This window comes from Pseudomonas taetrolens, from assembly GCF_900475285.1.
Classification (GTDB): domain Bacteria; phylum Pseudomonadota; class Gammaproteobacteria; order Pseudomonadales; family Pseudomonadaceae; genus Aquipseudomonas; species Aquipseudomonas taetrolens.
The window spans coordinates 1,704,971-1,718,062 of the sequence record NZ_LS483370.1; the positions used below are offsets into that span (position 1 = coordinate 1,704,971).

The following is a 13,092-nucleotide window of genomic DNA, read 5'->3' on the forward strand; positions in this document are numbered from 1 at the left end:
CAAGCACACCGATTTTCTTTCAAGCCGACTTCAGGCAGGAAACCCCATGATGGACGCGTTCGAACTCCCCGGCACATTGGCCCAGGCCCTGCAGCAACGGGCTGCCCAGACCCCTGATCGCTTGGCGCTGCGCTTCCTCGCCGACGACCCGCTTGCTGCCCAGGTGCTCAGCTATCGTGAGCTGGACCTTCGTGCGCGAACCATCGCCGCTGCCTTGCAGGCCAATACCGTGGCCGGTGATCGCGCTGTTTTGCTGTTCCCCAGCGGCCCGGACTACGTCGCGGCATTTTTTGGCTGCCTGTACGCCGGTGTGATTGCCGTACCGGCCTATCCGCCCGAGTCGGCCCGCCGCCATCACCAGGAGCGCTTGCTGTCGATCCTGGCCGATGCCGAGCCGCGGGTGCTGCTGACCAGCAATGACTTGCGACAGCCCTTGTTGCAGATCCGTGAACTGGCTGGCGCCGATGCGCCGTACTTGCTCTGTGTCGACCGCCTGGAGCCGGACCTGGCGCAGCGTTGGCAGCCGGTGGCGTTGCAGGCCGATGACATCGCCTTTTTGCAATACACCTCGGGTTCGACCGCCTTGCCCAAAGGCGTGCAAGTGACCCACGGCAACCTGGTGGCCAACGAAGTACTGATCCGCCGCGGGTTCGGCATCGACCTTAACCCTGACGACGTGATCGTCAGCTGGTTGCCGCTGTACCACGACATGGGATTGATTGGCGGTTTGCTGCAGCCAATCTTCAGTGGCGTGCCGTGCGTATTGATGTCGCCTGCGTATTTCCTGACCCGTCCGCTGCGTTGGCTGGAGGCCATCAGCGAATACGGCGGCACCATCAGTGGCGGCCCGGATTTCGCCTACCGACTGTGCAGCGAGCGTGTCAGTGAAGCAGCGCTGGCGGGGCTCGATCTGAGCCGCTGGCGCGTGGCCTATTCGGGTTCCGAGCCGATTCGCCAGGACACGCTGCAGCGATTCGCCGAAAAATTCAGCGCCTGCGGCTTCGACGCCAGCAGCTATTTCGCGTCCTATGGCCTTGCCGAAGCCACCTTGTTTGTTGCCGGAGGCCAGCGTGGCCAGGGCATCCCGGCGTTGTGCCTGGATGATCGGGCGCTGGCCGCTCACCGCATCGTGCCGGGAGAGGGCAGCGCGGTGATGAGCTGCGGCACCCAGCAGCCGGATCACGGGGTGTTGATCGTCGACCCGCACACCCTGGCCTGCGTGCCTGAAAACCGCGTGGGGGAAGTCTGGGCCAGCGGCCCGAGCATCGCCCAAGGCTACTGGCGCAACCCCGAGGCCAGCGCACAGACGTTTGTCGAGTATCAGGGCGGCCGGTGGCTGCGCACCGGCGACCTGGGTTTTATCCGCGAGGGTGAGTTGTTCATCACCGGGCGCCTAAAGGATTTGCTGATTGTGCGCGGGCACAATCTGTACCCCCAGGACCTCGAAAAAACCATCGAACGAGAAGTCGAGGCGGTGCGCAAAGGCCGTGTGGCAGTGTTTGCGGTCACTGTCGAAGGCGAGGAGGGAATTGGCGTCGCCGTCGAAATCAGCCGCAGCGTGCAAAAAATCCTGCCCAGCGACGCGTTGATCACAGCGATTCGTCAGGCGGTGGCCGAAGCCTGCCAGCAGGCACCGAGCGTGGTGGTGTTGCTCAATCCGGGGGCATTGCCCAAGACCTCCAGCGGCAAGCTGCAGCGTTCAGCCTGCCGCACCCGGCTGGCGGAGGGCAGCCTGGACAGCTACGCGCAGTTCCCAGGGGTCGACAGCGCTGCTGCGCCCGTCGGTGCGGCGCAACCCGGCAATGAGCTGCACGCCTTGATCGCCGGGGTCTGGTGCGAACACTTACAGGTTGAACAGGTGGCCGCTCACGATCACTTCTTCTTGCTCGGCGGTAACTCGATCCTGGCCACCCAGGTCATCGCCCGCTTGCGTGAAGTGCTCACACTCGAACTCAACCTGCGCCTGCTGTTCGAGGCGCCGACCCTGAGCGCCTTTGTTACCGGGGTGGCGGCGCTGCAGCGGGCGGGCGGGCAGACGCCTGACGCAATCATCGCCCTGGCCCGTGATCAGGGCATGCCCCAGTCGTTGGCCCAAAACCGGTTGTGGTTCATGTGGCAGCTCGATCCGCAGAGCAGCGCGTATACCATCCCCGGCGCCTTGCGCTTGCGCGGTGAACTGGATCAGGCGGCGTTGCGTACGGCCTTCACGCAACTGATCAAACGCCATGAAGCCCTGCGCACGCGCTTTTTTGAGCGCGATGGCCAGGCATTGCAACAGGTGGCAGAGAGCGTCGATTTCGAGCTGCGGGTGAGCGACATCAGCCACCTGCCGGGTCATGAGCGTGAAGCCCATGCGCAGCAGATCCGCGAGGCTGAAGCCCGCAGCCGCTTCGACCTGGAACATGGCCCGCTGTTTCGGGTCACGCTGGTCAAGCTGGACGACGAAGATCATCAATTGCTGGTGACCTTGCACCACATCATTGCCGATGGCTGGTCGCTGAACCTGTTGATCGACGAATTCTCCCGGTTGTATGCGGCGGCCTGTCTCGGGCAAACACTGTCCCTGGCACCGCTGCCCCTGCAGTACGCCGACTACGGCAGCTGGCAGCGGCACTGGCTGGCGCAAGGCGAGGCCGAACGCCAGCTCGCCTACTGGAAGCAGCAACTGGGTGCCGAACAGCCGACGTTGAGCCTGGCCACCGATCACCCGCGCTCGGCGCTGCACACGCAGAGTGCCGCGCGCTACAGCCTTAAACTCGATGCAGCCCTCGGCAGTGCCGTGCGCCAGACCGCGCTGGCCCATGACGCCACGCCGTTCATGCTGCTGCTGGCGGTGTTCCAGACCCTGCTGCATCGCTACACCGGCCAGCGCGATATCCGTATCGGCGTACCCAGCGCCAACCGTACGCGTCAGGAAACCCACGGCCTGATCGGCTTCTTTATCAACAGCCTGGTGCTGCGTGCCGAACTGGATGGGCGCCTGCCGTTTGCCGCGTTGCTGGAGCACACCCGTCAGGCCACGCTCGACGCCCAAAGCCATCAGGACGTGCCCTTCGAGCAACTGCTTGAAGCCTTCCCTGAGGCCCGTGAACATGGCCTGTTCCAGATTATGTTCAACCACCAGCAGCGTGACCTCGGCGCATTGCGGCGCCTGCCGGGCTTGCTCGCCGAAGAACTGGAGTGGCACAGCCGCGAAGCCAAGTTCGACCTGCAGCTGCACAGCGAAGAAGATCATCAGGGCCGCTTGAAACTGTCTTTCGATTACGCCGACGAGCTGTTCGATGCCAGCAGCATTGCGCGGCTGGCCGAGCATTTTGTCAGCTTGCTGCGCCAGGTCACGGTCAACACCGGGCAGGCGCTGGGTGACTTGCAGATGCTCAGCCCTGGGCAACTGCATGAACAACAGGACTGGAGCGCGGCGCCGTGTGCGCCGGCCGAGCACCTTTTGCCGCATCGGCTGGAGCAGCAAGCGCAACGCACACCTGAGCGCATTGCCGTACTCTGGGACGCAGGCAGCCTCGACTTTGCCAGCCTGCACGCGCAGGCCAACCGCCTGGCGCATTATCTGCGGGACAAGGGCGTGGGCCCGGATGTGCCGGTAGCGATTGCCGTCGAGCGCTCACCGCAACTGTTGATCGGTCTGCTGGCGATTCTCAAGGCCGGTGGTGCGTACGTGCCGCTGGATCCGGATTACCCGGCCGAGCGCCTGGGGTTCATGTTGCGCGACTGCGGTGCGACGCTGCTGCTTACCCAAAGCCATTTGCGCGACGCCTTGCCGGAGGTGGAGGCGGTCAGCGTGATCGCCATGGACCACCTCAAACTCGACACCTGGCCGACCCATGCCCCGGGCTTGCACCTTCACGGTGACAACCTGGCCTACGTGATTTACACCTCGGGCTCCACCGGCCAGCCGAAGGGGGTGGGCAACACCCATGCCGCGCTCGCTGAGCGCCTGCAATGGATGCAGGCCACCTACGCGCTGCAGGCTGACGATGTGCTGATGCAGAAGGCGCCGATCAGCTTCGACGTGTCGGTCTGGGAATGCTTCTGGCCGTTGATCACGGGGTGCCGCCTGGTGCTGGCCGGCCCCGGCGAGCATCGGGACCCGCAACGTATTGCGCAGTTGGTCCAGCAGTTCGGGGTGACCACCTTGCACTTTGTGCCGCCCCTGTTACGGCTGTTTGTCGATGAGCCGCAGGCCGCGCACTGCAACAGTTTGCGTCGGTTGTTCTCGGGGGGCGAAGCCTTGCCCGGTGAACTGCGCAACCGGGTGCTGGAGCAATGGCCACAGGTGCCGCTGCATAACCGTTACGGCCCGACCGAAACCGCGATCAACGTCACCCATTGGCAGTGCCGTGCCGAAGACGGCAGCCGCTCGCCTATCGGCCGCCCGCTGGGCAACGTGCTGTGCCGCGTGCTCGATGCCGAGCTCAATCCGCTGCCGGCCGGGGTACCGGGTGAGTTGTGCATCGGCGGCATCGGGCTGGCCCGGGGGTATCTGGACCGTCCGGGGCTGACCGCGGAACGTTTTATTGCCGACCCGCTGGGCGCGCCCGGTGCCCGTCTGTATCGCACCGGCGACCAGGTGCGCTGGAGCGCCGACGGCGTGCTGGACTACCTCGGTCGCCTGGACCAGCAGGTCAAACTGCGGGGCTTTCGAGTCGAACCGCAAGAGATCGAAGCCCGCTTGCTGGCGCAGCCGGGTGTCGCGCAAGCTGCGGTGTTGATACGCGAAACCGCCAGCGGTTCGCAATTGATCGGTTACTACAGCGTGCTCGACGGCACCCTGCCAGAAGACGCCTTCACCGCGCAGTTGAAGGTCGCGCTGGCGGCCGAGCTGCCGGACTACATGGTGCCCGCGCAGTTGCTGCGCCTCGACGCCATGCCCTTGAGCCCCAGCGGAAAACTGGATCGCCGTGCATTGCCGGAGCCGCAGTGGCAAGTTCGCGAGCATGTCGAACCGCAAACTGAACTGGAGCAGCGCATCGCCGCCATCTGGCGCGAAGTGCTGGGTCAGCAGCGCATCGGTTTGCGTGATGATTTCTTCGCCCTGGGCGGGCATTCATTGCTGGCCACACAAATCGTTTCGCGGGTACGCCAGGCGTGTGACGTGGAGCTGGCGCTGCGCACCTTGTTTGATGCCAGCGAACTGGGCGCGTTTGCCGAGCAGGTGCAACTGATTCAAGCCTCGGGGCAGCGCAATAGCTACATGCCCATCGAGCGTATCGACCGCAACCAGCCGGTGCCGCTGTCGTACTCGCAACAGCGGATGTGGTTCCTCTGGCAAATGGAGCCCGACAGCCCGGCCTACAACGTTGGCGGTATGGCGCGACTCAAAGGGGTGCTGGATGTCGGGCGTTTTGAGACGGCCCTGCAGGCGTTGATCCTGCGTCACGAAACCCTGCGCACCACCTTCCCCGACGTGAATGGCGTGGCCTGCCAGCAGGTGCACCCGGACATCGGGCTGAAGATGGCCTGGCTCGACCTCAGCGCCCTGGATGAATCGACCCGCCAGCAGCGCTTGCAGGCGCTGGCCGACAGTGAAGCGCATCAGCCGTTCGACCTGGCGCGCGGGCCGTTGCTGCGGGCCTGCATGGTCAAGGCCGGCGAGCGTGAGCATTACTTTGTGCTGACCCTGCACCACATCGTCACCGAAGGCTGGGCGATGGATATTTTTGCCCGCGAACTGGGGGCACTGTACGAAGCCTTTGTCGATGACCGTGCTTCACCCCTGACACCGTTGGCGGTGCATTACCTGGATTACAGCGTGTGGCAACGCCAATGGCTGGCGTCGGGGGAGCGCCAGCGTCAGCTCGATTACTGGACCGCCAAGCTCGGCAACGAGCACCCTTTGCTCGAACTGCCGTCGGACCGCCCGCGGCCATCGCTACAAAGCCATCAGGGTGAGCTGTACCGGTTCGACCTCAGTGATGAGCTGGCGGCCCGGGTGCGCCGGTTCAATGCCGAACATGGTTTGACCCTGTTCATGACCATGACCGCGACCCTGGCGGTGCTGCTGCATCGCTACAGCGGCCAGACCGACCTGCGCATCGGCGCTCCGGTGGCCAACCGCATCCGTCCGGAAAGCGAAGGGTTGATCGGGGCGTTCCTCAATACCCAAGTGCTGCGCTGCCAACTCGACGGTACCATGCGCGTCAGCGAACTGTTCGAGCAGGTGCGGCAAACCGTGATCGAAGGCCAGTCCCATCAAGACTTGCCGTTCGATCATCTGGTTGAAGCCCTGCAGCCTCCCCGGAGCACGGCGTATAACCCGCTGTTCCAAGTGATGTGCAACGTGCAGCGCTGGGAGTTCCAGCAACGCCGTGAGCTGGTCGGCATGACTGTTGAGTACCTGGCCAACGATGCGCGGGCCACCAAGTTTGACCTCAACCTGGAAGTCACCGACCTGGACCATCGCCTCGGTTGCTGCCTGACCTACAGCACTGACCTGTTCGATGAGCCGCGCATAGCCCAAATGGCCGGGCACTGGTGCACGTTACTGGAGGCGTTGCTGGCGGACCCGCAACAGCGCGTGAGCGAACTGCCGTTGATGCAGGTGCCAGAGCAACAGCGGCTGCTGGACGGCATGGCTGCGCCGGCGGGGGAGCATGCGCTGGACTTATGCATTCACCGCTTGTTTGCCGAGCAGGCGCAGGCACGACCGGAGGCGATTGCCCTGACCTTTGCCGGGCAACACCTGAGCTACGCCGAGCTCGACAGCCGCGCCAATCGTCTGGCCTGGATGCTGCGCGAGCGCGGGGTCGGCCCGCAGGTGCGGGTGGGCCTGGCGCTGGAGCGTTCACTGGAGATGGTGGTGGGCCTGCTGGCGATTCTCAAGGCCGGAGGCGCGTATGTGCCGCTGGACCCGGAGTACCCGCTGGAACGCCTGAGCTACATGATTGAAGACAGCGGCGTTGGCCTGCTGTTGAGCCATCGCGCTTTGTTTGACGCCCTCGGTGATTTGCCCGAGGGTGTCGGGCAATGGTGCCTTGAGGACGACGCCCCGGCACTGGCCGCGTATCCATCCGATGAGTTGCCGTTCATCAGCCTGGCGCAGCATCAGGCGTATCTGATCTACACCTCCGGTTCCACCGGCCAGCCCAAGGGCGTGGTGGTGTCCCACGGCGAAATCGCCATGCACTGCCAAGCGGTGATAGAGCGTTTCGGCATGCAGGCGGATGACTGCGAGCTGCATTTTTATTCGATCAACTTTGATGCCGCCACCGAGCGCTTGCTGGTGCCGTTGCTGTGTGGCGCACGCCTGGTATTGCGTGCCCAGGGGCAATGGGACCCGCAGCAGATCTGCGAGCTGATTCGCGAGCAGCAGGTCACGGTCCTCGGTTTCACCCCCAGTTATGGCAGTCAGCTGGCGCAATGGCTGGCGACCCAAGGGCAGACGTTGCCGGTGCGCATGTGCATCACCGGCGGTGAAGCACTGACCGGTGAACACCTGCAACGCATCCGGGCAGCATTCCATCCCCGTGTGTTTTTCAATGCTTACGGTCCCACCGAAACCGTGGTGATGCCGCTGGCCAGCCTGGCCCCGCAACAGTTGGAAGAGGGTGCCACCAGCGTGCCTATCGGCCGGCTCATCGGGGCGCGTGTTGCCTATATCCTCGATGAGGCCCTGGCGCTGGTACCGCAGGGCGGCACCGGTGAGCTGTATATCGGGGGCGCAGGTCTGGCCCAGGGTTATCATCGCCGCCCGGGAATGACGGCCGAGCGCTTTGTCGCCGATCCGTTCTCCGGGGAGGGCGGGCGCCTGTACCGCACCGGCGACCGGGTGCGCCAGCGCGCCGATGGCCTGGTTGAGTACCTCGGGCGGGTCGACCATCAAGTCAAGATCCGTGGTTTCCGCATTGAGCTGGGGGAGATCGAAAACCGGCTGCTGGATCACCCGGCAGTGCGCGAAGCCGTGGTGCTGGCACTGGACATGCCCGGTGGCAAGCAACTGGCGGCGTATCTGGTGTGTGACGCGGCGCAGCAGGACGAGCATGAGCAGGACGTGTTGCGCGACGACGTGAAGCGCCGGCTCAAGGCCCAACTGCCGGACTACATGGTGCCTGCGCACCTGATGCTGCTGCCCGGCATGCCGCTGACGGCCAACGGCAAACTCGACCGCCGGGCCTTGCCGACCCCCGACATCGAGCTTAATCGCCAGCAGTACGTGGCCCCGGGCAACCCGCTGCAGCACCGCCTGGCGCAGGTCTGGTGCGATGTGCTGAACCTCGCGCAAGTGGGCCTGAACGACAACTTCTTCGAACTGGGCGGTGACTCGATCCTGTCGATTCAAGTGGTCAGTCGTGCCCGCCAATTGGGGATTCACTTCAGCCCGCGGGATCTGTTCCAGCATCAGACTGTGCAGGCACTGGCCAGTGTGGCGACCCACACCGGGCAAGCGCACGCCGAGCAAGGCGTGCTCAATGGAGAGTCAGCGCTGACACCGATCCAGCACTGGTTTTTCGACACCGACATGCCGCGCCGCGAGCACTGGAACCAGTCCTTGTTGCTGGCGCCCACCGCTCGTCTTGAACCGCAATGGCTGGAGCAGGCTCTGGCGGCGCTGCTTGAGCACCACGACGGTTTGCGCTTGAGCTTCCGGCCAGTGGCCGGGCAATGGCGCGCCGAATACTGCCCACAGGCGGATCACGAGCTGTTGTGGCAGGCCACGGTGACGGACCTGCAGCAATGCCCGGAACTGTTTGCCAACGCCCAGCGCAGCCTCGATCTGGAGCAAGGCGTCTTGTTGCGGGCGGTGCTGGTGGAGGGGCCAGAGGCCGAGCAACGCCTGTTGCTGGTGATCCATCACCTGGCGGTGGACGGCGTTTCGTGGCGCGTGCTGCTGGAAGATCTGCACACTCTGTATCGCCAACTGGCTGCGCAGCAGCCGCTGCAACTGCCGGGCAAAACCAGCGCCTCGCGGGCCTGGGCGGCTCGCTTGCAGGCGTATGCCGGCAGCGACTCGTTGCGCCAGGAACTGAGCCTGTGGCAGCAACAATTGAGTGGTCCGCAGGTCGAGTTGCCCTGTGACCGGCCACAGGGCGCCCGCCAAAACTGCCATGCCCGCACCGTGAGCGTACGGCTGGATGCCGAGCGCACCCGGCAACTGCTGCAACAGGCGCCGAGCGCTTACCGGACTCAGGTCAACGACCTGCTGCTGACCGCGCTGGCGCGGGTTCTGTGTCACTGGACCGGTCAACCCTCCGCGCTGGTGCAACTGGAAGGCCATGGCCGTGAAACCCTGTTCGACGAGATCGACCTGAGCCGCACCGTGGGCTGGTTTACCAGCGCCTATCCGTTGCGGTTGACGCCCCGTGCCGAGGGGCAGGGCGCTTCCATCAAGGCCATCAAAGAGCAGTTGCGCACCGTGCCGCACAAAGGGCTGGGGTATGGCGTGCTGCGTTACCTGACCGACAGCAGCATTCGACAGGCGCTGGCGGCATTGCCCGAGGCGGCGGTGACCTTCAATTATCTGGGGCAGTTCGACCAGAGTTTTGCCAGCGATGCGTTGCTCTATCCGCTGGATGAGCCGACGGGTGCCGCCCATGACCCGCTGGCACCGTTGCCCAATGAACTGAGCATCGACAGCCAGGTGTATGGCGGTGAATTGCTGTTGCGCTGGACCTTCAGCGCCGAGCGCTATGACCCGCAGACCATTGAGGCCCTGGCCCGGGCCTATGTCACGGAACTGGACGCGCTGATCGGCCATTGCCTGAGCCACGAGGCGGGTGGCCTGACGCCGTCCGACTTTCCTCTGGCCGGCCTCAGCCAGGAGCTGCTCGACGCCTTGCCGGTGGCTGCCGAGCGCATTGAAGATGTGTACCCCATGACCCCGATGCAAGAGGGCATGCTCCTGCACACCCTGCTGGAACCCGGCACCGGGCTGTATTACATGCAGGACCGTTACCGCATCAACAGCGCCCTCGACCCGCAACGTTTTGCCCAGGCCTGGCAGGCGGTCATTGCGCGTCACGAAGCGTTGCGCGCCTCGTTCTGCTGGAACGTGGGCGAAGCGATGCTGCAGATCATCCATCGCCCGGGCACCCCGGCCATCGACTACCTCGATTGGAGTGCCGAGCCCGAAGAAGGCCATGAAGCGCGTTTGCAGGCGTTACATAAACAGGAGCGCGAGGCCGGTTTCGATCTGCTCAATCAGGCCCCGTTCCACCTGCGCCTGATTCGCCTGGGGGCCGAGCGCTATTGGTTCATGATGAGCAACCACCACATCCTGATCGATGCCTGGTGCCGCTCGTTGCTGATGAGTGATTTCTTCGAGATCTACAGCGCTCTGGGTGAGGGCCGAGACCCGCAACTGAACGTGCCGCCACGCTACCGCGACTATATCGGCTGGCTGCAACGGCAAGACCTGCAGCAGGCCAATGCCTGGTGGCAGCGCAACCTGCAAGGTTTCGAGCAAACCACGCCGATCCCCAGCGACCGGCCGTTCCTGCGTGAACACGCGGGTGACAGCGGCGGGATGCTGGTGGGCGATTGCTACACCCGGCTCGATGTCCGTGACGGCGTGCGCTTGCGTGAACTGGCGCAACAGCATCAGTTGACCATCAACACCTTCGCCCAGGCTGCATGGGCCCTGGTATTGCGCCGTTTCAGCGGCGAGCGGGATGTGCTGTTCGGGGTCACGGTGGCAGGGCGTCCGGTAGAACTGCCGGACATGCAGCGAACGGTGGGGCTGTTTATCAATAGCGTGGCGTTGCGCGTGCGGATGCCGCAGGACGGCCAGGCGCTGGGCGTACGTCAATGGCTGAGCGACTTGCTGGCGCACAATATGGAGCTGCGCGAGTACGAATATCTGCCGTTGGTGACCCTTCAGGAATGCAGTGAACTGCCCAAGGGGCAGCCGCTGTTCGACAGCCTGTTCGTGTTTGAAAACGCGCCGGTGGACATGACGGTGATGGACCGCGCGCAAAGCCTCAATGCGACGTCGGACTCGGGCCGAACCCACACCAACTTCCCGCTAACCGCGGTGTGCTATCCCGGCGATGACCTCGGCCTGCACCTGTCCTACGACCAGCGCTTTTTTGAACGCAGCAGCGTTGAGCGGCTGTTGTCCGAGTTCAAGCGCTTGCTGCTGGCTCTGATGGATGGCCTGCACGGCGACATGGCGCAGCTGGGGCTGATGGGTGCTGACGAGCAGCAGTTTTTGCTGGATGACTGCAACCAGAGCCAGCGGACGTATCCGCTGGAGCAGAGCTACGCAGAACTGTTTGAAGTGCAAGTGGCGCGGCACCCGCAGCGCATTGTCGCCAGTTGCCTGGATCGGTACTGGAGCTACGCCGAACTCAATGCCCGCAGCAATCGCGTCGGTCACGCCTTGCTGGCGGCCGGGGTCCGGCCGGATCAACCGGTGGCGCTGCTGGCCGAGCGCGGGCTGGATCTGCTGGGCATGATCATCGGCAGCTTCAAGGCCGGTGCCGGTTACTTGCCGCTGGACCCGGCTCTGCCGCAAGCGCGCCTGAGCCGCATCATTGAGCTGAGCCGCACGCCGTTGCTGGTGTGCACGCAAGCGTGCCGTGAACAGGCCGAGGCGTTGCTCGACGAGTCGGGCTGCGCCAGCCGTCCGCGCTTGCTGGTATGGGAACAGCTGCAAACGGCCGCGCTGGCCGAGCACAACCCGCAGGTCTACAGCGGGCCGGATTCGCTGGCGTACGTGATCTACACCTCAGGCTCCACCGGCTTGCCCAAGGGGGTGATGGTCGAACAGCGCGGGATGTTGAACAACCAGTTGAGTAAAGGGCCGTACCTGCAACTGAGCGAACACGATGTGATCGCCCAGACGGCGTCCCAAAGCTTTGATATTTCGGTTTGGCAGTTCCTCGCCGGGCCGCTGCTGGGCGCCCGGGTCGAGATTGTGCCAAACAGCATCGCCCATGATCCCCAGGCGTTGCTGGCGCAGGTCAACCAGCAGGGCATCACGGTGCTGGAGAGCGTGCCGTCGTTGATCCAGGGCATGCTGGCGCAAGCGCCTGTTGACCTCGACGGCCTGCGCTGGATGCTGCCGACCGGGGAAGCCATGCCGCCGGAACTGGCCCAGCAATGGCTGCTGCGCTACCCGCAGGTTGGATTGGTCAATGCCTACGGCCCGGCGGAGTGCTCGGATGACGTGGCGTTCTTCCGCGTCGACCAGGCCTCGACCCGGGGCAGCTACTTGCCCATTGGCACCCCGACCGACAACAACCGCTTGTATGTGCTGGATGAAGCGCTGCAACTGGTGCCGCTGGGAGCGGTGGGTGAACTGTGTGTGGCGGGAACCGGCGTAGGCCGGGGGTACGTCAGCGATCCGTTGCGCACGGCGAGCGTCTTTGTGCCCAACCCGTTTGGCGCCCCGGGCGAGCGTTTGTATCGCACCGGCGACCTGGCGCGGCGGCGTCGGGACGGGGTGCTGGAGTACGTGGGGCGTATCGATCATCAAGTGAAGATTCGCGGCTACCGCATCGAGCTGGGGGAAATTGAAGCGCGTCTGCATGAACAACCGGAAGTCCGCGATGCCGCGGTCAGCGTTCAGTCAGGGCCAAACGGCAAGTACCTCGTGGGTTATCTGGTGGCCACCGCGGGCGCGCTCAGCCCGGCAGAGCGCCTGGACCGGATCAGGCAGCGCCTGCGTGCCGAACTTCCGGAATACATGGTGCCGCTGCACTGGTCATGGCTGGATGCGTTACCGCTCAACGCCAATGGCAAGCTGGACCGCAAGGCATTGCCGGTGATTGAGATTGGCCAACTGCAACGTGAAGACTATGTGGCGCCGCGTACTGAGCTGGAGCAGACCCTGGCCGCAATCTGGGCCGAGGTGCTGAGCGTGGAGCGGGTGGGGGTCACCGACAACTTCTTCGAACTGGGCGGGCATTCGCTGCTGGCCACGCAAATCGCCTCGCGGGTGCAGAAAACCCTGCAACGCAATGTGCCGCTGCGGGCGATGTTTGAATGCAGTTGCGTCGAAGCGCTGGCGCTGTACATCGAGGGCCTGCAGAACAGTGAAATCAACGAAGAGAAGGTCGATCGCCTGAGTGATCTGATGGCCGAGCTGGAGGGATTATAGCGGTCACATGAAGCCGTCCGGCCAGCACGAGCGCCTGC

1 protein-coding gene is annotated in these 13,092 nt (G+C 64.3%); it reads left to right on the plus strand.

Going from position 1 to position 13,092, the window contains the following annotated elements; genetic code table 11:
- Positions 1-46: 46 nt before the first annotated feature.
- Positions 47-13,054 (plus strand): non-ribosomal peptide synthetase, encoded by a 13,008-nt coding sequence (locus DQN55_RS08105; protein ID WP_048382596.1) that lies wholly within the window; start codon positions 47-49, stop codon positions 13,052-13,054.
- Positions 13,055-13,092 lie beyond the last annotated feature (38 nt).